The organism is Ardenticatena maritima (assembly GCF_001306175.1).
Classification (GTDB): domain Bacteria; phylum Chloroflexota; class Anaerolineae; order Ardenticatenales; family Ardenticatenaceae; genus Ardenticatena; species Ardenticatena maritima.
In genome coordinates this window covers 493,439-514,706 of record NZ_LGKN01000003.1, presented here as the reverse complement: position 1 = coordinate 514,706, position 21,268 = coordinate 493,439, and the positions used below count along the sequence as shown (strand labels likewise).

General features: G+C 58.7%; 19 protein-coding genes. 3 read left to right on the top strand and 16 right to left on the bottom strand.

Annotation, left to right across the window (positions count from 1 at the left end):
• Positions 1–8: 8 nt before the first annotated feature.
• Genes glpX through SE16_RS02335 form a run of 3 tightly spaced genes read right to left on the bottom strand, consistent with a single transcriptional unit; the run spans position 9 to position 3,727 of the window.
• A complete protein-coding gene (gene glpX / locus SE16_RS02345; RefSeq protein WP_054491885.1) occupies positions 9–992 on the bottom strand; it encodes a class II fructose-bisphosphatase in 984 nt (327 codons plus the stop codon).
• Positions 989–3,130 carry a sulfate permease gene (gene sulP / locus SE16_RS16455; RefSeq protein WP_054491884.1) on the bottom strand — a complete coding sequence of 714 codons (2,142 nt, stop codon included), beginning with the start codon at positions 3,128–3,130 and terminating at the stop codon, positions 989–991. The genes glpX and sulP overlap by 4 nt, the downstream gene beginning before the upstream one ends.
• Positions 3,131–3,142: 12 nt before the next feature.
• Complete coding sequence (locus tag SE16_RS02335) at positions 3,143–3,727, bottom strand: metal-dependent hydrolase (protein WP_054491883.1); 585 nt, start codon at positions 3,725–3,727, stop codon at positions 3,143–3,145.
• 85 nt (positions 3,728–3,812) lie between these two features.
• On the opposite strand from SE16_RS02335, the gene SE16_RS02330 reads away from it, so the two are divergent.
• Positions 3,813–4,505, top strand: a complete 693-nt coding sequence (locus SE16_RS02330; RefSeq protein ID WP_054491882.1) for a Crp/Fnr family transcriptional regulator — start codon at positions 3,813–3,815, stop codon at positions 4,503–4,505.
• 65 nt (positions 4,506–4,570) lie between these two features.
• Here the strand turns inward: SE16_RS02330 and SE16_RS02325 are convergent, their stop codons facing one another.
• From SE16_RS02325 to SE16_RS02310, 4 genes are read right to left on the bottom strand one after another with little or no spacing between them, the layout of a single operon-like run.
• A complete protein-coding gene (locus SE16_RS02325) occupies positions 4,571–4,924 on the bottom strand; it encodes a hypothetical protein (protein ID WP_054491881.1) in 354 nt (117 codons plus the stop codon).
• The gene (locus tag SE16_RS02320) at positions 4,896–5,813 is read right to left on the bottom strand and encodes a DegV family protein (RefSeq protein ID WP_054491880.1); all 918 of its coding nucleotides are present in this window, start codon (positions 5,811–5,813) and stop codon (positions 4,896–4,898) included. Before SE16_RS02320 ends, SE16_RS02325 begins: the two co-directional genes overlap by 29 nt.
• Positions 5,789–6,418, bottom strand: coding sequence for an RNA polymerase sigma factor (locus SE16_RS02315; RefSeq protein WP_054491879.1), 630 nt, complete (start codon positions 6,416–6,418; stop codon positions 5,789–5,791). The genes SE16_RS02320 and SE16_RS02315 overlap by 25 nt, the downstream gene beginning before the upstream one ends.
• 35 nt (positions 6,419–6,453) lie before the next feature.
• Positions 6,454–7,128 carry a cytochrome c biogenesis CcdA family protein gene (locus SE16_RS02310; protein ID WP_054491878.1) on the bottom strand — a complete coding sequence of 225 codons (675 nt, stop codon included), beginning with the start codon at positions 7,126–7,128 and terminating at the stop codon, positions 6,454–6,456.
• A 68-nt stretch (positions 7,129–7,196) separates the two neighbouring features.
• On the opposite strand from SE16_RS02310, the gene SE16_RS02305 reads away from it, so the two are divergent.
• Positions 7,197–8,171, top strand: a complete 975-nt coding sequence (locus SE16_RS02305; RefSeq protein WP_161804501.1) for an alkaline phosphatase family protein — start codon at positions 7,197–7,199, stop codon at positions 8,169–8,171.
• Between the two features lie 49 nt (positions 8,172–8,220).
• On the opposite strand, the gene rpsU is transcribed toward SE16_RS02305, so the two are convergent.
• Both rpsU and SE16_RS02295 read right to left on the bottom strand, forming a co-directional pair.
• Positions 8,221–8,427: a 30S ribosomal protein S21 gene (gene rpsU, locus SE16_RS02300; protein ID WP_054491876.1), complete on the bottom strand. Its 207-nt coding sequence runs from the start codon at positions 8,425–8,427 to the stop codon at positions 8,221–8,223.
• A 38-nt stretch (positions 8,428–8,465) separates the two neighbouring features.
• Entirely contained in the window at positions 8,466–9,746 is a 1,281-nt protein-coding gene (locus SE16_RS02295; RefSeq protein ID WP_200907169.1) for a 30S ribosomal protein S1, read from the bottom strand.
• A 757-nt stretch (positions 9,747–10,503) separates the two neighbouring features.
• On the opposite strand from SE16_RS02295, the gene SE16_RS02290 reads away from it, so the two are divergent.
• Positions 10,504–12,126 (top strand): S8 family peptidase, encoded by a 1,623-nt coding sequence (locus SE16_RS02290; RefSeq protein ID WP_082381964.1) that lies wholly within the window; start codon positions 10,504–10,506, stop codon positions 12,124–12,126.
• 75 nt (positions 12,127–12,201) lie between these two features.
• Here SE16_RS02290 and hydA read toward each other — a convergent pair whose 3' ends face one another.
• Genes hydA through SE16_RS02255 form a run of 7 tightly spaced genes read right to left on the bottom strand, consistent with a single transcriptional unit; the run spans position 12,202 to position 21,237 of the window.
• On the bottom strand, positions 12,202–13,614 hold the full coding sequence (gene hydA, locus SE16_RS02285; protein WP_060687146.1) for a dihydropyrimidinase: 1,413 nt from the start codon (positions 13,612–13,614) through the stop codon (positions 12,202–12,204).
• A gap of 23 nt (positions 13,615–13,637) precedes the next feature.
• Positions 13,638–14,504, bottom strand: coding sequence for a DUF2877 domain-containing protein (locus tag SE16_RS02280; RefSeq protein WP_054493683.1), 867 nt, complete (start codon positions 14,502–14,504; stop codon positions 13,638–13,640).
• A 2-nt stretch (positions 14,505–14,506) separates the two neighbouring features.
• On the bottom strand, positions 14,507–16,177 hold the full coding sequence (locus SE16_RS16305) for a cyclase family protein (protein ID WP_054493684.1): 1,671 nt from the start codon (positions 16,175–16,177) through the stop codon (positions 14,507–14,509).
• Between the two features lie 60 nt (positions 16,178–16,237).
• Positions 16,238–17,482 (bottom strand): YlbE family protein, encoded by a 1,245-nt coding sequence (locus SE16_RS02270; RefSeq protein ID WP_054493685.1) that lies wholly within the window; start codon positions 17,480–17,482, stop codon positions 16,238–16,240.
• A 34-nt stretch (positions 17,483–17,516) separates the two neighbouring features.
• Positions 17,517–19,859, bottom strand: a complete 2,343-nt coding sequence (locus tag SE16_RS02265; RefSeq protein ID WP_060687144.1) for a xanthine dehydrogenase family protein molybdopterin-binding subunit — start codon at positions 19,857–19,859, stop codon at positions 17,517–17,519.
• A gap of 11 nt (positions 19,860–19,870) precedes the next feature.
• Entirely contained in the window at positions 19,871–20,359 is a 489-nt protein-coding gene (locus SE16_RS02260; protein ID WP_054493687.1) for a (2Fe-2S)-binding protein, read from the bottom strand.
• Positions 20,360–20,370: 11 nt separating this feature from the next.
• Positions 20,371–21,237, bottom strand: coding sequence for an FAD binding domain-containing protein (locus tag SE16_RS02255; protein ID WP_054493688.1), 867 nt, complete (start codon positions 21,235–21,237; stop codon positions 20,371–20,373).
• Positions 21,238–21,268: the final 31 nt, after the last annotated feature.

Sequence of the window (21,268 nt, the reverse complement as noted above, 5' to 3'; positions counted from 1 at the left end):
TGTACTGCTCAGCATAGTCGTTTCTCAAAAAATTCTGACCAATGCTCCGTGCGAATTTCGCGCCGCGTGCGGCTCACCCCCCGCAAAACCAGCGAATGCGTATGCCGCACATGGCGGCTATACACAACACCATCAAGCAGAGGACCGTCAGTAATGCCCGTTGCCGCAAAATAGACATCATCCGACTGGACGATATCGGCGCAAGTAAACACGCGTTTCAAATCCAAACCCGCCGCGGTCACGGCTTCATACTCGGCTTTCGTCTGCGGCGCCAGACGCCCCAGCATGCCTCCGCCCATGGCGCGCACCGCGCAAGCTGCCAACGTGCCTTCGACAACACCCCCAATCCCCATCAGCACATCCACGCGGTCATCAGCCAATGCCGCCAGAATCGCCCCAGCCACATCGCCATCGCTACGCAGCATGATATGCGCCCCGGCAGAGCGAATTTCGGCAATCAAATCGTGGTGGCGTGGACGGTCCAGCACGAAAACAACCAGGTCGCCCACTTGCTTCCCTTTCGCGCGCGCAATAAGCGCCAATGTCCAGGCGGCGGGTGCGTCCAGGCATTCCGGCACCAAAACAGAAGCGGCTTCGTGATTGACGATCAATTTTTCCATGTAAACCGCGGGGCGCGGACGCCACATCGTTCCATATGGTGCTATGGCGGCAAATGAAAGCGCTCCAGGCAAGCCCTGTGCCACCAATTTGCGACCATCAATGGGGTCAGCCACCACATCCATCTTGGGACCGTCTCCCGTTCCAACACGGCGGCCAGTCGCCAAGGGGGATTCTTCCCCCGTTTTGCGCTCTTCCCCCAGCAAAACGTACCCTTCCATCTCAACGCTGTTCAACACATCGTACATCGCATTGGCCGCCTCGGCATCCGGGGTGACGATATTTCCCTTCCCCATCCAGGCGCCGGCAGCCAAAGCGGCGGCTTCGGTCGCGCGTACCAGTTCCAGCCCAAAATTGCGTGCTTCAGGCTTCATACCTTTATCTCCTCTACATCGGCAATGTTGAAGGCTTCGAGCAAATTCGCGGCTTCCCACGCTAGCATACCGCCTTCTAGCATCAACAAATCCGTGTAGCCATATTGTTGCAACAACGCCGCGGCACGTGGGCTACGCCGCCCCATGCGACAGACAAGCACCAGCGTGCGATCGTGGGGCAGGTCAGGCACTTCGCCAGCCAGCAAATGCGAAAGCGGCACAAGCAACGCACCGGGAATATGCCCTCGGCGGAATTCGCGCGGCTCACGTACATCTACCACAAGCGGCGGTCTGTCTGTGTGCAATAAATCCCACAATGTGGCTGGGTCAACCGCAGGAATCTGGACCGGTTCTATCTCGCGAGCACGCTCAGCAATCTCCGTATCTACAATAACTGAACGTGGCAGGTTTTGGCATTCGCGAAAAACGCGCACCGGGCACTCATAAATGCACACATTGGGGTCAAGAGCATGGTAGAACAAGGTATGAATTGCGGTACGCTCCCACAAAATATGGTCTTCGCCAATCGTTTCCAAAAACTTGGTGGACTCCAACACACGCAATAAGGGGCGGCGCACGTAGGTCAAATAGACATCGCCCCCCTGGGCGCGCATTTTCTCGACAAGCCGCTCCAACATGTGAATACCGCTAAAATCGGCCACATTGACTGTGTGCATGCGCAACAACAAAAAGCGTTGCGAAGGGTGTTCCGCCAGATGGCGTTCAATGGCTTCTTCGATGTGATTGACCGCGCCAAAATAGAGGTCGCCATGAATATCCAGAATGCCCAACTGCGGGCATTGCGGTCGGGAATCATCTTGCACCAGGCGGCGAAATTCGGGGTCGGGAATGACGGCGTGGACCACCGGGGCGCTGGTTTTGATGATATAGTGGGCAAATGAAAGCAAAATCCCCAGCAAGACGGCAAACTCCAAACGCAAAAAAATCGTCCCCAGCAGGGTCGAAAACAAAATCACGGCATCTCCGCGCGCCCCGCGTGCGATACGCCGAATTTCAGCAAAGTCTATCAGGTTATACGCCGTCACCATCAACACACCGGCAAGCGCCGCCATCGGGACAAACGCCACAAATGGCGTAAGGACGAAAATGGCCACCAGCATGAACAAGCCGGCGAAAATCGAAGCGAACGGGCTTTTGGCGCCTGCTTCCAGGTTGACAGCCGAACGCGAAAAGGACGCCGCCACCGGATACCCCGAAAACAAGCCCGCCGCAATGTTGGCGAGCCCCTGTCCTACAAATTCCTGGTTGTTGTCAATCCGTTGCCCCGTTTGGTTGGAGAGCGCCTGACCAATGGCTGCGGCGCTCACCAAGCCAATAGCAGCAATCGCCAACGCACCGGTGGACAACTCCGAAATCAAATCGAGGCGCAAGGGGGGAATGGTGAGCGGGGGCAATGAGCGCGGTAAGTCGCCCACAACCTCAACACCGAGTGCTTCCAGATGAAACGCCAGCACCAATCCCGACGCAACAATCATGGCGATCAAAGGCGCCGGCAAACGGCGGTTGAGACGTCGCACCAGAAGAATGAGCACAATTGAGCCCAGACCAATGGCGGCGGTTGGTAGGTGTGTATCAGGCAAGTGAGTGAGGATATTCAGCAATGTTTGAACAATGTTCGCCGATTGAAAATGCAAACCCAGCAAAGGGCGCACTTGCTTGACGGCAATCAACACACCGGCGCCTGCTGTGAACCCTACAATCACCGAATACGAAACGAAATTGACCAGCATCCCCAGGCGCGCCAGCCCCAGCGCCACTTGCAACACGCCCGCCATAATCGCCACCAAACCAGCAGCCTGAATGTAGAGCGCAGAACCGGGGTCAGCCACAACGCTGAGCACCGAAGCCGTCAACAGCGCAATCGCGTTCGCCGGCCCGGTTTGAATTTGACGTGAAGAGCCCCACAATGCCCCAACGATAGAACCCACAACAGCAGCATACAGCCCCATTTGGGGCGGCAATTCGGCAATAAGCGTAAAGGCGATGGCTTGCGGGAGCATAATCACGCCGACCGTCAAGCCTGCGATGAAATCATCGCGCAAATGGCGGCGGTCATATGAACGAACAACATCAAGCGGATGCGCGAGATACTTCAAAGGCTGCGTCAAAGAGGGCATAAAAACAACTCCTTACATCTTTGGGCTCGCACCCGTATGATACGAAAAGCCTTCCCCATCCCCAAACAATACACGCTCTTTGTCATACTTCTGCGGCCACCGCCACACAATCAGCCCCAACAGCCCAAAAACCAGTTCGCACCAAAAGAAAGCGCTGCGCACATAGCCACGCAACCAATCGCGGCCATGGCAGTTGAACAGCCCCACACCGAGATGACGGCGGCTCAGCGGGTAAAATAGTTGCACACCATCACCAGTGCCAACCACATCTTGCACAATGTGGAGACACGCCGCGCCGCCCAGCACCAAAATACGTTCTTGCAAAGCCCGGTTTCGACGGAGCGTTGCCCACGTGTACCCCAACACGAGCCACGCAAGATGAAACAGCGGCGTATGCGTCGGCCATTGATGATGACGAATCTCTATGCGCCGTTCTCGCCACCAATACCAGAGAAGCCCCACAGGCAAGTCAATATCCGGCAAGACGCCCCCCAGCCCACCCAAGCGCCTCACTTCAGCGGCAGAAAGATGCCGCACCCGCGGCGCGATCCATCGCCCCCAGAGAAGACCAGCTCCAACATGTCCAAATGGCAACATCGTGCTTCTCCTCTTTTCGGCTTGTCTTTGTTCAAGAACTGGATATGCTCACAAGCAAGCATACACGACACGAAAACCTTGCGCCATGGTACCAAGTCACCTGCTCAAACAACAACCTCTTTTCCGGCAGATTGATGAACGTGCGTTAGAGGATATTCTCCAGCACGCGCATACGCGCACACTTGAAAAAGGCGCGTTTCTCTTTTATCAAGATGACCCAGCCACCGCGTTTTACATCGTCGAACGTGGTCGCATTCGCCTTTCCCAACTTTCCCCTGAAGGGCAACAAGTCATCGTCCGCTTCCTCACAGAAGGCGAAGCCTTTGGCATTGTGGCCGTATTGAGCAACATTCCCTATCCGGTCGCGGCAGATGCGGTGGAAGAGACGACCTTGCTTGGTTGGGAAGGCGAAACATTTCGCCACCTCATGCTCAAATACCCGCAACTTGCCCTCAACGGGATGCAGATTATGGCGCAGTATATGCGCGAAACCATCGCCCGCCTGCGTGAAATCACGACCGAGCGGGTTGAGCAACGCATTGCGCGCGCCTTGTTGCGCCTGGCGCGCCAAATGGGGAAGAAAACCCCCGACGGAATTCTCATTGACATGACACTCACCCGCAAGGACGTTGCTGAAATGAGCGGCACAACGTTGTACACCGTAAGCCGCACGCTCAGCAAATGGCAAGAAGCCGGTTTCATCCAGAGTAGCCGCGAGCAGATTTGCATTTGCAATCCCCACCAACTGGCGCAAATTGCGGAAGATTGGGAGGCCTGACGCTCACAAAAAAAGGGCTTTCCAGAAGTCAGAAAGCCCATGAAAAGCCGCTACTGCTGAATTGGTCAGGCGGCATCCGATTGTGAACGCCGCCACCAAACGATCGCCCCCGCTACCACCACCGCCGCCGAGCCGACGCCCCATTTGCGCCAGGCGCCGCCAGAAACGGTGGGCGCTTCTTCAACATCAAGCGCATGCAGGGCGTCATCATCGATACGCATCAATTCAGCACGCAACTGAGCGCGAAACGCCGGATTCGCTTTCGGTAAGCGCCCAAAGAACCATTCCAGCAACTCAATGAGCGCAATCCACTCGCGCAATTCGCCCGCTTCCGCGGGGAACAGACGCACCCACTGGCGTCGTGCAGTGCGGGATTGTGTGTGTAATTGGTCAGAAAGCCAATCCAGTACGTCGCTCATTTGTACCTCCCATCACCACTTCCAATTCTTCGGGCGCCGGTTCGGCCGGCGTCAGAAACGCGCCAATCACCCCTGGTCCGCCATGCACCGCGACCGCCGGCGTCAAGCCGCCAACCACGCAACGCACCGCATTGACCCGCGCCTCAATCTGTTCCTTGAGCCACGCGGCTTCTTCCGGCACGCCGGCATGCGCAATCCCCACCCAGACCGCACGGTCTTCCGGCGTTACCGCGCGCGCCACGCGTTCCACAATTTCGGCCAATGCCCGTTTGCGTGTGCGCGTGCGCCCATCGGCAATCAAGCGCCCATCCTTGAGCGAGATAATCGGTTTGACATTGAGCATAGCGCCTAAGGCATGCTGCAACATCGAAACCCGTCCACTCAAACGCAAATAGTCGAGCGTCTTGGGGGTCAAAGCCAGAAACGTATGCTCACGTCGCCACATCAAACGCGCCATAATCGCATCGAGCGCCGCGCCCTGTGCCGCCTGTTCCAGGGCATCCCACACCATAAACCCCAGCCCAAAGTGGAATGCGCGGCTATCGAACAGCAAAATATGCCGATCAGGGCATTCCGCCGCCGCCAATTCTGCTGAACGAAAAGTCCCGCTCAGAAATGAGGAAAGGTGGATGGAGAGAATCGGCACATCGGGCGGCAACGATTGATACACTTCAACAAATTGGGCGGGTGTGGGTTGCGAAGTTTTGGGAATCATGCGCGTTTGTTCGACGCGCGCAAAGAGGTCTTCCGTGCTGATATCCACAATCTCGCGAAACCCTTGTTCGCCAAAATGCACCCACGTAGGCACCCGCACAATCGGATACTGCTCGAAAAAAGCATCGGGGAGCACACACGTTGTATCAGTTACGATGTTGAGTCGTTGTTCCATGGGCGCTTCCTCACTCCACGCTGTTGCACTTGCTTGCGTAAAGCACGCAAGGTCCGATTGTACAAGGCTTTGACAGCCCCTTCTGTGCGTCCCAACACCTTCCCAATCTCGACGTTGCTCATCTCTGCATAAAACTTCAAAAATAACAACGTTTGTCGGTCTTCAGGCAGACTTTGCAGCAAATCATGAATCAACCGGAAGACTTCTTCCTGCTCCAACCCGCGTTCCAAATGCTCTTCCTGCTTTTCATCCCGCGCCCCCCACAGGGGCAAATCATCCAACGAAAGAAAGCGGCGCCGTTTCTGGTCGCGATGCCAGTTCGCCACCAAATTGTGCGCAATCCGAAAAACCCACGCACCAAAAGGGGCGTTTGTTGCTTCATAGCGTGGAAGCGCCTTGAGCATGCGATAAAAGACCCGCGCCGTCAGGTCTTCGGCGTCTTCATGGTTGCCAACGCGGTAGTACATGTATTGATACACGCGATCAAAGTAGAGATCGTACAACTCGCCAAACGCCTCGCGGTCGTGCTTCGCCCGCTCTACCAACGCACGTTCTTCCTCGAACGAAAGTTCCTTTTTCTGTGTCGAAGGGGTCTGCTTGTTCATAAAAACACGTCGCCACCTTTGCAGTTACGACTGTTTTACCAACCAAGATACAAGGCTAACGCATCCCGGCTCTCCCAGAAACCGAAAAGCCCTATCGCAATCAACAATACGCCCGAAATGTATTGAAATGGGCGCTCATAGCGGACCAAAAAGCCAATCATCTGGCGCTGACGAGCACGCCCCAAAGCGGCCAGCACCAACAAGGGTAAACCAAACCCCAGCCCAAAGATACCGAACAGCGCCAATTGGCGTACAAATTCCCCTACCGTGAGGCTGAGCGCAAAAATTGAAACCAGCAAAGGGCCACTACACGGCAACGCAATCGGACCATACAGCACGCCATACACAAACGCTGACGCGTAAGGATTGCGCAACACCGGCACTTGAATGGTTGCCACCCACGAAAAGACGTTTCGGCCGGTCAGTAATAACGCCCCCAGGACAATCAACACCACATACGCCAGCGGGGTAATGAAGACGAGCGCGCGCCCAACCGAAACCTGCAAAGCCGCAATCAGCGCCCCTAAGGCTATCATCATGGAAAGGACGCCCAGCAACACAAAAATACCAAGCACAAAGGTATTGGCTGGTTGGCGTCCTTCGCGCCCATGCCCGCCCAAATACGCCAGAAAGCCAGGATAGAGCGGCAACACACATGGGCTAATGGTTGCCAACAACCCGGTTGAAAACGCCGCCAGAAATTCAGCCATTGGAGTCTCCTTGTAACCATGCTACAATGCGCGGCAACTGTAGCATGAAGCCAACGCATTGCAAACATATGAACGAGCGCACCATGTCTTCGCACCACGCTATTCATCACATTTTGCTGATTTTCCTGGACGGTGTCGGGCTCGCGCCGCCGCATTCCGACAACCCTTTCGCTCACACCCCATTGCCCAACCTCCAACGACTTTTTGGGGAACATTTCACGCTCGCCCCTGCGCTCAAACCGGCGATGACAGGGCACGTGGCCACATATGACAACGTCCACCTTTTCGCACTTGACGCCCAACTCGGCGTACCGGGCATTCCACAAAGCGGCACCGGCACCACCACACTCCTGACGGGCGCAAACGCCGCTGCGTTGTTGGGCAAGCATGCAGGGCCATTCCCACCCGCCGCTTTGCGTCCACTTCTGGAAAACCAAAACATCTTCACGCGCCTGCGCCATGCAGGCTACGAGGTTGCCTTTGCCAACGCCTTTCCCCCCTTTTATCTTGAACGCGTCGCGCGGGGGCGCGCCCGACGGACAACGATGACCCAAGCCGCGCTTGCCGCCGGCCTTTCTTTGCGAAGCGCAGATGAAATGCTCCAAGGCGAAGCCCTTTCGGCATTCATCACCAACCATCACTGGCACGCCGCACATCCCGCCATTCCCCTGCTTTCACCCGAAGAAGCCGGCAAGCGGCTCGCCCACCTGGCGCAACAAACCACATTCACCGCGTTTGAACATTTTACCACCGACCATCTCGGACACCGCCGCGATATGGCCGCCGCACGCCAGCATGTCGCTCTTCTTGACGCCTTTTTGGCCGCCGTGCTCGCACACACCGACGATGAGACCCTCGTGATCATCGTGAGCGACCACGGGAACTTTGAAGACCTTTCCACGAAGCATCACACGCTCAATCCGGCGCTTTGTCTGCTGAAAGGCGCTGTTCCGTTTGAACCGCACAGCCTGATAGACGTAACGCCGCTCATTACGCACACGCTTGGCGTTGAATCTCCGCTGCACCCACCATACCAACCATAAAAAAAGCCCACCCGTTTCCAGGTGGGCTTTCGCATGATTCACCGATGAATCAATATTGGCGGCGCTGCTGCGCGCGCAACATCTTTCGGCGCATTTTGCGGAGCGCTTTCTTGCGCTCTTTGCGGCGCTGCTCGCTCTTGCTAATGTACCAGCGTTTTTTGCGGTACGTGCTGAGGATACGCGCCTGCGCGACTTCCTTGCGGAAACGCTTCAACAGGCTATCTGGGCTTTCGCCCGGGCGAAGACGCACAGTCACTGACGCAACACCCCCCTTCTGTCGTGAATTTTTTCCTCTTACTCGGCTGCTTCTTCTTCAGCCGAGGAATTGGCATCTTCGGTTTCTTCCGACGTTTCGGGCGTTTCAGGCGTTTCGACTTCCTCAGTGGCCGTTGCCGCTTCCGTGGTCGGTGTTTCTTCCGCCACAGGAGACGCCTCTTCACTCATTTCGGCGCTTGCTTCGCCTTCTTCTTCATTGGCGCGTTTCAGGCTTAGGCCAATGCGCTGGCGTTCCGTGTCAATGCTAATGATGCGCACCTGCACGCGCTGACCACGATGCACGATCTCGCGCGGATGCCCCACATTCTTGTCATCCAACTCTGAAATGTGGATAAGCCCTTCAACGCCATCTTCAATGCGAGCAAACGCACCAAATTCGGTCAGGTTTGTAATCTCGGCTTCGACGACATCACCCACCGAATACTTTTGCGTCACCTGCGACCAGGGGTCGGGTTGCAAGCGTTTCAAGCTCAACCCAATGCGGTCATTCTCACGGTCAACCTTGAGGATATACACCTCAACTTCCTGCCCGACTTCAAGCACATCGCGCGGGTGTTTCACACGGTGCCATGCCAGCTCGCTCACGTGAATGAGGCCATCCGCGCCCCCCAAATCCACGAATGCGCCAAACGGCTGCAGATTGGTCACAACCCCCTTGCGCACATCGCCAGGCTGAAGCGTTTCGAGCAGCTTTTCTTTCTCTTCCTGCTCCACTTCGCGCATGGCGGCACGCTCGGAGAAAATCAAGCGGCGGCGGCGGGCGTTCACTTCCACCACTTTCAGCTTGAGCCGTTTGCCAACCAGGCCTTGCAAACGATCCTGGAAGGACTGCCCCGCACCGCTCACCAATTGGGACGCAGGCACGAAACCGCGCAGCCGACCAAAGGGGACAATCACACCACCTTTGTTGTAGCTGATGACCTCGCCTTCAAAGATTTCGCCGCTTTCGGCCATCTCTTCAGCGCGCTGCCAATCCTCTTGCATCATCGCCAGATTGATGGAGACGATACGACGCCCCTCATCGTCCTCTTTGGCCGTGACAAAGACGCTGACCGTATCTCCGATCTGGATAGCGTCCAAATCTTCGCGCGGCATCTTGTCAATATCGCGCGAGGTGACCACGGCTTCTCGTTTGAGGCCGAGGTCAATCAAAATTTCCGAATTGGATTTGCGCACAACAACGCCTTCGACGATATCACCAGGTTCGGGCTCGCGATAGTCGTACTCCTCTTGTTCGAGGTACTGCCACATCGGAGATGACTGCTTGTCGTTTTGCTGCGCGTCTGTAAACTCACTCACGTGTACTCTACTCCTTCTTAGGATTTGCGCTCTACCGCCTGCGTGCCCTTTGGTTTGGCAAGCAAAACGCCCGCGAAATCCAAAACGGAGTGCGGGCGGTGAAAGAGCAATGCGCTGTCTCTCTGAACAAAAAACGCGTCTGGTCTTTGACGCGCATCAATGGTGCACCTGTGGTGCTATCGCAAATGGCGTCCGTGAGTACGCATTGTGAATGCTCCTTCACCAACCTGCAGCCTCAACCCAAGAGCAAACCACATCGGTAAAGCAAGAATGGTGTTCGCATTATACAAAATGAAAGGAAGACTGTCAAACACAAAATTTTTTCACTCCCCCTCTGCCTCGCGCCCACTTTCAACGTGTCCTAACAAACGTTTGTAATGCGGTGCAAAGTTGAATTTGACAGTTTCAAGGTTTGGTGTACAATGCGGTGCACGTTGCAGCCCACTTTGGCATATTTCCCCCCATTCGTATCCATAGACGAGATACAGACACATAGACGGTATGCAGGGTAGCATCTCAATTCTGTGAATCTGCGCACGCTGGCGTGTTCTGGCGTGCCTAGGTTTCCTTTTGGCTATCGGCACCGGTCAACGCCTCTTCCAACACCCCACCCCGGTGTGATAAGCAAGTTGTGCATAGCGTGCACATCCAGAAAGGGGGTGATAGCGAGCATAAAGGCATCAGTCGTCTCCACACTTTCTTTCGTCGTTTGTTGTGTCTGTCAACTGTCAAGTGTGAGGAAAGGAGCGTCTTTACGATGCGAGTTCCACTCCGTGCTTTTCTTCTTGCCGTGCTTACCCTGCTCACCGTTGCACTCTTCTCGAATGCGGCATTGGCCGAAGGACCAACATTGGGCAAAGGTGGCGTCTCCATCAGCCCGGTGGACGGAAGCGCTGTTGTCCGCAAGCCAACGCTGAACGCTCGTACCATCCCCAATGACGGTCTCGCGCCGGTTGTGGGATTAGACCAACCCAATGTGATTCCCGGACGCTACATTGTCGTCTTCAAGGACAATGTCAGCGTGCAGGCGGCTCGCACCGAGCGTGCCAATGTGGAACGCATGGGTGCGCGTATTGACGTGGAATACAGCACGGTGCTGCGCGGCTTCGCCGGGAATTTGCCTGCTCAGGCGCTGGAAGCGTTGCGCCGCAACCCGAATGTGGCCTACATTGAAGCCGACCGTGTTGTCTCCATCAACGATACGCAAACCAACGCCACCTGGGGGTTGGACCGTATTGACCAGACCAACCTGCCGCTGGACGGCACGTACACCTACAACTACACCGGTTCGGGCGTGAACGTGTACGTCATTGACACGGGCGTCCGCAAGTCCCATGTTGAGTTTGGCGGGCGCGCCTACCATGGCTACTCGGCTATCAATGACGGGCGCGGTTCGGACGACTGCAACGGGCACGGCACGCACGTTGCCGGCACCATCGGCGGTGCGACCTACGGTGTGGCCAAGAATGTGCGCATTTACGCCGTGCGTGTGCTCGACTGCAACGGTTCCGGCACGAACTCCGGTGTGATTGCCGGTGTGGACTGGGTGACGCAGAACCACATCAAGCCCGCGGTGGCGAACATGAGCCTGGGCGGTGGCGCTTCGACGGCGCTGGATAACGCGGTGCGCAACTCGATTGCCGCCGGTGTTGTCTATGCCGTGGCTGCCGGGAACGAGAACACGGACGCCTGCACGAAGTCGCCGGCGCGTGTGGATGAAGCCATCACGGTCGGTTCAACGACTTCGTCGGATGCGCGCTCGTCCTTCTCGAACTACGGTACCTGTGTGGACATTTTCGCCCCTGGCTCGAACATCACTTCGGCCTGGCACACCAGCGATACGGCAACCAACACCATCAGCGGTACGTCCATGGCGACGCCGCACGTGGCGGGTGTTGCCGCGCTCTACCTGGAAAGCAATCCTTCGGCCAGCCCGGCAACGGTCAAAGCAGCCATCTTGAACGGGGCGACCAGTGGCGTGTTGACCGGGATTGGTAGCGGTTCGCCCAACCTGCTGCTCAACTCGCTGCTCACCGGTGGTGGCGGTGGCGGCGGTGGCGGCGGTGGTGCGCCCTGCTCCGCGTGTGAATACTTCACCGGCACGCTGACCGGTAGCGGCGATTACGACTACCAGCCCAACGGCACGTACTACTACAGCGGTTCCGGCTACCACAATGCGTGGCTGGAAGGTCCTGCCGGTACGGACTTCGACCTCTACCTCTGGAAGTGGAACGGGTGGAGCTGGACAACCGTGGCGAGCTCGACCAGCTCGACCTCGTCGGAGAGCATTAGCTACTATGGCTCTTCGGGGTACTACGTCTGGCGCATCTACTCGTACAGCGGTTCCGGCACCTATGAATTCTGGCTGGATCGCCCCTAATCGGTCGTAAAGACGCGCAAACCGCCCCACGCTTGTGGGGCGGTTTTTTGTTCCGCCTGCTGTTTTAGTGTGCGCCTACCGGCTTGATGCGGCAAACGCCGCCGAGCGCCCGCGGTAAAGATAGCGCCCCGTGCCCGGTTCACCGCGAAAATCATCACCATCCACCAGCAAGCGCCCCCGCGAAAAGACTTTGACCGGCTTGCCTTGCACTTCCACCCCTTCCCACAAGTTGTAATCCACGTTCATGTGGTGGGTGCGCGCACTGCGCACATGGCGCACGGTGGGGTCCCACAGCACCACGTCGGCGTCGCTGCCGGGGGCAAGCGCGCCTTTGCGTGGATAGAGCCCGAAAAGTTTGGCGGGGTTTGTGGCGGTCAGGGCAACAAACTGCGACGGGGTCAGGCGCTCTTGCATGACGCCGTCGCTGAACAACAGCAACAACCGGTCTTCGATTGCAGGCACACCGTTGGGAATTTTGTCGAAACGTTCGCGCCCGAGCGTTTTTTGGGTGGCAAAATTGAAGGGGCAATGGTCGGTGGCGACGACGGCGAGCGTGCCGTCAGCCAGCCCACGCCACAGGGCGGCGCTATCATCGCGCGTGCGAAACGGCGGCGAGCAGACGAATTTCGCGCCTTCAAAGTCGGGACGCGCCAAATCATCAATGGTCCAGTAGAGATACTGGATGCACGTTTCGGCAAAGGCGCGTGTTCCGCGCTGTTGGGCGTGGGCAACGGCTTGCAAAGCTTCGCGCTGCGTGAGGTGGACGATGTAAATCGGCGCACCCGCCATTTCGGCCAGACGAATGGCGCGGTGGGTCGCTTCGGCTTCACATTCCGGGGGGCGCGTGCGCGCATGCCAGATTGGCTCGGTATGCCCCGCGGCGATGGCTTCGCGCACGAGGATGTCTATCACGTCGCCGGTTTCGGCATGCACGATGGGCAGCAAGCCCAGTTCGGCGGCGCGCCGACAGACGCGGAAAAAGTCGCCGTCGCTCAATTGATAGACGCCTTTGTAGGCAAGAAAGAGTTTGACGCTCGACACGCCCCAGGCGGGCAACTGCCCCATTTCGTGCAGGACCGCGTCGGTGGGGTCGGTGATGGAGACGTGGAAACCGTAGTCAATGATGGCTTTGCCTTCGGCGCGGGCGTGCCAGGCGTCCAACGCTTCGCGCAGGGTCTGCCCGCGCGCTTGGTTTGCAAAATCAATGTGCGCCGTGGTGCCGCCAAAGAGGGCGGCGACTTGCCCCGTGTAGAAATCGTCGGCGGAGACGGTATCCCACGAGTAGAGTTCCAGATGGGTGTGAACGTCAATGCCGCCCGGCATAGCCCACAAGCCGTCGGCGTCGAGAATCTCCGGGCGAAGTTGGGGCCCAATGCGTTCGGGCAAATTCCGCCCGACCGCGGCAATCTGTTCGCCTTCGATGAGCAGGTCGCCTGTGGCGTCATCGGCGGCGGTAATCAGGCGTGCGTTCCGAATGAGGTAAGCCATGGGTACACTCCGTGGGTTCTCTTTCAGGTGCGAAACCACAACGGCGGCTGGTCGTCGAACGACGCGGGCGTTTCACGGCTGAGCGCCGCCAGAACGCCCCAGAGCGCCGCCACGCCCGAGGACGCCCCCACAGCCGCCAATGCTTCAACCCGTGCAAAGGGAACCGTGGGCAACGTATCGAGCAGGGCGTTGAGCGGTTCATACCCCCAACCCGCTCCCGCTTCGCGCAGGAAATGCGCCGCCAGTGGTGTGGTGGCGCGCAAGTGGTGCGCCAGCGCCCGCCACACAACACGAAAGCGGGCGCGGTCGTGTTCGTCGCCACTGGCAAGGGTGACGAGCACCGCTTGCAAGAAATCATCGCCCGCGGGCGTCAAGCCGTTGCCGTAGCCCACCAGCGGCGAAAGCGTGGCTTCGGCAGTGTGGACGGGGTAGCGGTGAATGGCGGCGAGCACGTGCGACCACTCGGCTTCCAGGCGCTCGAAGAAGGGGTCGTCGGGCGTATCCAGGCGCGCAATGGCAAGCGCCAGGTCGGCGGCGGCGGATTCCCGCGCGTGGGGTGTCAACATGCGCGGTTTGGGGCGCGGGTTCCACCATTCGGTTGGCCAGGCGACTTTTACGCCTTCCCCCACCAGCCCCGTCGGCGTCACGGCAATGCTTGCGCCTTCACGCCACTGCGGCAAGCGGGCGACAACCAGGCGAAACGGACCAGCATAGGCGCGCGTGGTGACCGCCAGCAAGGGACGCCCGCGCTGCGCTTCGAGCAAAAGCGTTTGGTCAAAACGGGCGACAACGTGCACATAGGGGGGCGAGCACGCCCGCATCCAGCGACGCAAAGGCGCGCCCGCCCGTTCGGCTCGAATGATGGCTATTTGCTCAACGTCATCGGTCATGGCTACTCATCGGTGAGAAGAATGAAACGCCCCCACATGGAAGCGCATTCCATGCCCTTGGGCAACAAAGCGGCAACATAGTAGCGTCCGCTGGAAAGATGTGCAATCGCGTTGCCCAGGTTTTCGGCATGCACAATGCCTTTGGGGAACAAGTTGAGGTGGGTATCCTGGTAGTACTTGTCCTGCGGATACACCTCGTCCCAATCTTTCCCATACTTGCGGCGGGCGATTTCGCGTGCTTCTTCAAACACTTGCGGATGCCACAACCGCTGAATGGTGTTCATGGGGTGGTCCTGACTCACAGCGTCAATGCCAATCCACTTGATTTTTTTGCTCACCGCCCAGTCGGAAAAGTCGGGCGATGGACCGGGGTGGCGCGTCATGTAGCGAAACTCATCGGCGTCCGGGCTATTCCAGCCGTACTTGTGCCAGCCCGTTTTGATGAGCAGAATGTCGCCTTCGCGCACTTCGACCACGCTTTCAATCATTTCGGGCGTGTAGATTTCGAGGTCGCTCATGAGGTGCGAGATATCCGCGAGCGCCGCGGGACCAATCCAGTAGTCAATGGGGACTTCGCCGATAGTGCGCCCGTTCGCCCAGAAGTGTTTTTCACCGTCCATGTGGGTGGCAAGGTGGAAACTGGCTTTGCAAATGGCTTCGTTGCGCCCAAAGCCGAGTTTCTGCCCGCCCACGCGGCGATGGTAGCGCACGCTCAGCGGCTCGTAATTCGCCCATTGGGGCGTCTGGACGCTGAAGGGCAAGGTGAGGTCGTGTACGGTGGCGTTATCGAGCAGGTCGAAGAACGCTTCTTCGTCCATGTCGGCGGGTGGACGATACGCAATGACGCGCGTCCACGAGGAAGGCACTTCCATGAAAGGCAAGGGGAGCGCCAGAATGTAGGCGCGCTGGTTCAGCAATTCGTCAATCTGCCCAACAACGGCTTCGAGCAAGAGCACGTGGTTTTTGGGCAAATCCTGGTGCATAAGGCGATAGTACTCTTCGGGCGGGAAGAGTTCGTCCCACGATTTGCCATACTTTTCGCGGGCTTTGGCTTCGGCTTTCTCGAATTCGCTGGCGTGCATCCAGCGAATAGGCGTGTTCATGGGGTGTTCGGCGCTCCCGCAATCGAAGCCGACGATTTTCAACTGCATGTCAATCGCCCAGCGGTAAAATTCGATGGATGGGCCGGGGTGGCGCACCAAAAAGCCGAATTCCTTGTTTTCGACACCGCCCTGGGCGTTCGGGTTGGGAATGTCGGGCTGGTCCCATGAATAGCGATGGAAGCCGGTGTTGACAATGAGGATATCGCCTTTGCGCACGTCGGCGCGGCTGGTAATCATCTCAGGCGTGATGATGTCGTACTCGCCGACAAGGTCGGAGATGTCCACAATCACGCCGCGCCCCATCACGTCGCGCAAGGGAACGTCGGCGAGGGTGCGACCGGCGGAAAAGAAGGCGCGTTCACCCACCAGATGCGTGCCGACGGTGTTGCTCCACTGAATGAGTTGCCCGTTTGCGCCTTGCCCGCCCCCATACGCGCCAGTGATACGCTTGAAGAAGTGAATTTGCAAAGCATGGTCGCCGGGGAAAGGCGGTGTGAAGATGCTCAAGCCCTGCGTCAGGTCGTACACAGGTGCCCGTGCAAGCGTTTCGAGAAGAGATGATGCTGTCATGGGAAACCTCCTTTTGAATGATTGAAACACGTCTCTGGAAAACAGCCTCAACGGGCTTCGCTAAAACCCGTACCGTTCCGCAAACGCCACAAGCGCCGCCTCGAAAATCTCCATGGGGGGGCGCACCAGCCCCGCGCCAATCTGCCCAACGCCCGCTTCCTTGTGAGCAATGCCGGTATTGACGCGCGGCGCAATGCCCGTCTCAACCACCTTGCGGATGTCCGTGCCGGTTGGCGTACCGCGAAAATCAAGGTAGGGAATGGTGAAGTACTTATGCTCCGCCACGGTAATCTCGTACATTTCCAGCGTGGCGTTGAGCGCATCTTGCGGCGTACCGCTCACAAAGGTCACAATCGCGGGCGCGGCCGCCATGGCATAGCCGCCAATGCCCGCGGTTTCAGTAATGGTGCTGTCGCCAATGTCGGGATTGGCGTCTTCGGCGGTGAAACCGGGGAAGTAGAGCCCTTTGGGAATTTGCGCCGGCGCGGTAAACCACTGATCGCCCAACCCGCTGACGCGAATACCAAAGTCGGTTCCGTTGCGCGCCATCGTCGTCACCAGCGTGCTGCCTTCCACCCCATGCGCGGCGTCCGCCATGGCTTTGCACGCCGCCATCACCGGGTTGAGCACGCTCAGCGCATTCTCGCCGATGAAGCGCAACACCTCGGCGAGTTGGTCGCTATCGGTGGCAACCGCCGCCAAATGGGGCGCCAGCGCCTTCAAAAAGAGGATCGAGCCCGCTTTGTTGCGGTTATGCCCCTCGTCGCCCATGTGCAACGCTTCGGCAATCAGCGCCTTTATGTCAATTCCACCGCTGCGTTCAATCGCCGCGCGCAGCATGGGCGCCATCACGTCTTCCATCCAGCGCAAGCGCGCCAGCACGTCATCGCTGTATGCGCCATAGCGCAGCACCTTGCCATAGCCTTCGTTCATGTTTGAGTAGGCGATGTTGCCATGCGTCTGGTTTTCGACGATGTAGACCGTCATGGACGGCGATGTCACCCCCGCCATGGGACCAACGGCGTTGTGGTGGTGGCACGGTTCCAGGTCAATCTCGCCGCGCTCCATCATGGCGATGGCTTCTTCTTCGTTCTGCGCCAAGCCCTCGAAAAGCAACGCGCCGATAATCGCGCCACGCAGCGGACCACTGGCGCGCTCCCACGTAATCGGCGGTCCAGCATGCAAGAGCAGGTTGTCGCGCATGCCGGGGATGACGTCGCGGGCTTTGCCCATGCCCACCAACACGGGGCGCGCTTCCATCATCCGTTCGACGGCTTCCGCATTGGCTTTTTCAATGTCAATCATGGCTCACTCCTTTGTGTTGTTCGTTCGGTTCGTTCTACTTGCCATGAATCAACGCCCACACCTTCTGCGGCGAGAGCGGGATTTCGGTCACCTCGAAAGCGTTGTCGAACGCATCTTCCAGCGCCTGCGCAAACAAGGGCCCCACAGGAATGGCGCCGGCTTCGCCCACACCTTTCGCACCCAAGGGATTCCAAGGGGAAGGGGTCTCCACATGCGCCACGTCTATGGGCGGCACTTCCATGGCGGTTGGCACCAGGTAATCCATAAAGGAAGCGGTGAGCAACTGCCCGCTTTCATCGTACACAATCTGCTCGTAGAACGCGTTGCCGATCCCCTGCGCCACGCCGCCATGAATCTGTCCTTCAACGATGAGCGGGTTGATGACGGTGCCGCAATCGTGGACGACGACGTATTTCAGAATGTTGACGAAGCCCGTTTCGGGGTCGGCTTCCAGGAGCATGGCGTGCACACCGCTGGCGGTTGAACCACGCGGGGGACCAAAATAGCGCGTGGCTTCCAGCCCCGGCTCCGTGTTGGGCGCTACCGCGCCGCGCAAGGGGTTGGCTTTCACCGCCAGGTCGCCCAATGCCAAGGCGCGGTCGGGCGCCCCACGCACGAACACCTTGCCGTCAGCGAGTTCCAAATCCTCAGGCGCAACTTCCAGTTCCTCGGACGCCAGTTTGAGCACCTTTTCGCGCACGGCTTTGGCGGCTTCGTAAATGGCGCTGCCTGCCACCACCGCCCCACGGCTTGCGAACGTGCCCGTCCCCCAGTGAAACTCGGCGGTGTCGCCCGTGACAACGGTGATATCCTCCACGGGGACGCCCAATTGCTCCGCCACCACCTGCGCAAACGAGGTGAAGTGCCCTTGCCCCTGCGTACCGACGCCCGTCGCCACAATCACTTTCCCGTTCGGCTGCACCTGCACGCGCGCCCCTTCGTACGGTCCAATGCCCGTACCTTCCACATACGCCACAATGCCCAGCCCCACATGCCGCCCTTCGGCGCGGTAGCGGGCTTTTTCCTCTTCCAGAAAGCGCCGATAGCCAATCATCTCCATGGCTTTGTCGAGCGCGGGTTCGTAATTACCGCTGTCATAGACCAGCGGCGCAAAGTCCTGATAGATGATTTGGTTGTCCCAGGGGAACGCATCGGGCGGAATGAAGTTTTTGCGGCGAATCTCGGTGCGGTCCATTCCCAACTCGCGGGCGGCGATATCGAGCAGGCGCTCCATCACAAAGACGCCATGCTGCCGCCCCGCGCCGCGGTACGGCGTGACGATGGCTTTGGTGGTGAAGACGGCTTTGAATTCGGAGTAGTAGTGCGGCACCACATAGGGACCGAGCAAGGTGCATTGGGCGTTGAGCGGCACAGTCAGCCCATAGGGGATGTAGGCACCCGTATCGTGCAGAAAAGAATCCCAGACGCCCAGGATTTTGCCTTCGCGCGTGAGCGCAATTTTGGCTTCATGAATCTGGTAGCGCTCCTGCGTCATGGCGAGGAAGTTCTCGCGGCGGTCTTCAATCCACTTTACAGGACGCCCCAACTGCACAGACGCCCACGGGATGAGCACTTCTTCCTGGTAGAACATCATGATTTTGGGGCCAAATCCGCCGCCGATGAAGGGCGCAATCACCCGCACCTGATGTTCTGAAAGCCCCAGCATCCCCGCCAGCCCGTTGCGGATGGGAATGGGGGCTTGCGTTGTATCCCACACGGTGAGCGTCTGCATCCGTGTATCCCAATGCGCCACAATGCCGCGCGTTTCCATGGGGGCGGCGTGCCCGTGGTCGTAGAAAAAGCGCCGTTCGATTATCAGGTCAGCCGCGGCGGCGGCTTCTTCCCAATTGCCTTTTTCCTGAATGACATGCGCGGCGATATTGGTGCCTGCATCTTCGTGCACCAACGGGGCGTCGGGGGCAAGGGCGGCTTCGACGTCCACCACCGCGGGCAACGGCTCAAAGTCAACGTCAATCCGTTCGAGCGCGTCTTCGGCAATGTAGCGATTTTCGGCAATCACCAGCACGATGGGTTCGCCCACAAAGCGCACTTTGTCTTTGGCAAGCGGCACTTGCGTGCGCTTGTTGAAGACGGGCATTTTGTGCACGGGCGGCGGCGGCACCAACAGCGGACCAGGTTGCCAGTAGTCGCCGAGGTCTTCGGCGGTGTAGACCGCCACAACGCCGGGCATGGCTTTTGCCGCCGACACGTCAATGCTGCGAATGCGCGCATGGGCGTAAGGGCTGCGGTAGAAGGCGGCATGCAGCATGCCGGGCAAGTCCACATCATCCACAAAGAGCGCCCGCCCAGTGAGCAGTTTGGGGTCTTCGTTGCGGCGAACGGGTTTGCCAAAATAGCGTGTTTCACGTGCAGTCATCGAACGCCTCCTCATGCCTCTTGGGGGGCGTGCATCAGGCGGCACGCCAGTTTGACGGCTTCAACAATGTGCTGGTAGCCCGTACAGCGGCAAAGGTTGCCCGCCAGCGCTTCGCGAATTTCCTCATCGGTGGGGTTGGCGTGCGTTTCCACGAAGGGGAGCAGGCTCATCAAAAAGCCGGGCGTGCAGTAGCCGCATTGCAGGGCGTGCGCTTCGCGGAAGGCTTGTTGGAGCGGGTGCAGGTGTTTTTCATCCGGGGCGAGTGCTTCCACGGTGGTGATGGTGTGCCCATCGGCTTGCACCGCCAGCATGAGGCACGAACGCGCCGGTTCGCCATCAAACAAGATGGTACATGCGCCACACACCCCATGCTCGCAGCCGACATGCGTCCCAGTCAATCCCAGGTCGTGGCGCAAGAAGTCGCTGAGCAAGCGGCGCGGTTCCACTTCGCGCCGATAGGTTGTGCCGTTGACCGTCACTTCAATTGTGAGTTTTTGCATGGTTCACCTCATCACTCGGTCGTCTGTGCCAGGGCGTCGTGCAGGGCGCGCGCTGTGAGCACTTGCGCCAGGTGGGTGCGGTACTCGGCGCTGGCGTGCACATCGCTCGATGGTTCAATATCGTTGGCGACGGCGTGCGCGGCTTCACGCAGCAGTTCTTCGCTTGGCGTTGCACCGTCCAGCAAGCGCATAGCGCTTTCGGCTAACACGGCGGCGTCGTGCACGCCAAACAGCGCCACGCGCGGCGACTGAATGCGCCCCTCAGCGTCCAGCCGCAAGGTGAGCGCCACCCCCGCCAGTGCAAAATCGCCATGACGGCGCGCCACTTCGCGGAAGGCATAGCGTGTGTCGGGCGTCATCGGCGGAATGCGGATTTCGGTCAGGATTTCGTCGGGTTCCAGGGCGGTCATGAAAAGCCCAAAGAAGAAGTCGCGGGCGGGAATGGTGCGTTCGCCCCGATGACTCCGCGCCACCAGCGTCGCATCCAGCGCCAGGCAGACCGCGGGCAGTTCGGCGGCGGGGTCGCAATGCGCCAGGCTTCCGCCAATTGTGCCGCGCGTGCGGATTTGGGGGTGCGCGACAAAGGGCATGGCGGCGGTGATCAGCGGCGCATAGCGTGCAATGTGTTCGTGACGTTCGAGCGTGCGCTGGCGGGTCATCGCCCCAATGCGCAACACGCCGTTGGCTTCCACAAACGCCAGTTCGCGCACAGGGTTGAGGTCAATCAGCACCGCAGGCGAGGCAAGGCGAAAGTTCAACACGGGGATGAGGCTTTGCCCACCGGCAAGCAGTTTCGCGTCCCACCCGTGGGTTGCCAGCGCGTCGAGGGCTTCCTCTAACGAATGTGCGGCAACATACTCAAACGGCGGTGGTTTCATAAGGCAATCCTCCATGGACGATATACGTTTG

What these genes read in the sequence shown, in the direction of transcription:
- SE16_RS02305 (WP_161804501.1), top strand. Translation starts at nt 7,197, where the DNA reads ATGAACGAGCGCACCATGTCTTCGCACCACGCTATTCATCACATTTTG.
- SE16_RS02280 (WP_054493683.1), bottom strand. Translation starts at nt 14,504, where the DNA reads ATGACCGATGACGTTGAGCAAATAGCCATCATTCGAGCCGAACGGGCG.
- SE16_RS02255 (WP_054493688.1), bottom strand. Translation starts at nt 21,237, where the DNA reads ATGAAACCACCGCCGTTTGAGTATGTTGCCGCACATTCGTTAGAGGAA.
- glpX (WP_054491885.1), bottom strand. Translation starts at nt 992, where the DNA reads ATGAAGCCTGAAGCACGCAATTTTGGGCTGGAACTGGTACGCGCGACC.
- SE16_RS02290 (WP_082381964.1), top strand. Translation starts at nt 10,504, where the DNA reads ATGCGAGTTCCACTCCGTGCTTTTCTTCTTGCCGTGCTTACCCTGCTC.
- SE16_RS02330 (WP_054491882.1), top strand. Translation starts at nt 3,813, where the DNA reads ATGGTACCAAGTCACCTGCTCAAACAACAACCTCTTTTCCGGCAGATT.
- SE16_RS02260 (WP_054493687.1), bottom strand. Translation starts at nt 20,359, where the DNA reads ATGCAAAAACTCACAATTGAAGTGACGGTCAACGGCACAACCTATCGG.
- SE16_RS02325 (WP_054491881.1), bottom strand. Translation starts at nt 4,924, where the DNA reads ATGAGCGACGTACTGGATTGGCTTTCTGACCAATTACACACACAATCC.
- SE16_RS02320 (WP_054491880.1), bottom strand. Translation starts at nt 5,813, where the DNA reads ATGGAACAACGACTCAACATCGTAACTGATACAACGTGTGTGCTCCCC.
- SE16_RS02265 (WP_060687144.1), bottom strand. Translation starts at nt 19,859, where the DNA reads ATGACTGCACGTGAAACACGCTATTTTGGCAAACCCGTTCGCCGCAAC.
- SE16_RS02315 (WP_054491879.1), bottom strand. Translation starts at nt 6,418, where the DNA reads ATGAACAAGCAGACCCCTTCGACACAGAAAAAGGAACTTTCGTTCGAG.
- SE16_RS02270 (WP_054493685.1), bottom strand. Translation starts at nt 17,482, where the DNA reads ATGATTGACATTGAAAAAGCCAATGCGGAAGCCGTCGAACGGATGATG.
- hydA (WP_060687146.1), bottom strand. Translation starts at nt 13,614, where the DNA reads ATGGCTTACCTCATTCGGAACGCACGCCTGATTACCGCCGCCGATGAC.
- SE16_RS16305 (WP_054493684.1), bottom strand. Translation starts at nt 16,177, where the DNA reads ATGACAGCATCATCTCTTCTCGAAACGCTTGCACGGGCACCTGTGTAC.
- sulP (WP_054491884.1), bottom strand. Translation starts at nt 3,130, where the DNA reads ATGCCCTCTTTGACGCAGCCTTTGAAGTATCTCGCGCATCCGCTTGAT.
- SE16_RS02335 (WP_054491883.1), bottom strand. Translation starts at nt 3,727, where the DNA reads ATGTTGCCATTTGGACATGTTGGAGCTGGTCTTCTCTGGGGGCGATGG.
- SE16_RS02310 (WP_054491878.1), bottom strand. Translation starts at nt 7,128, where the DNA reads ATGGCTGAATTTCTGGCGGCGTTTTCAACCGGGTTGTTGGCAACCATT.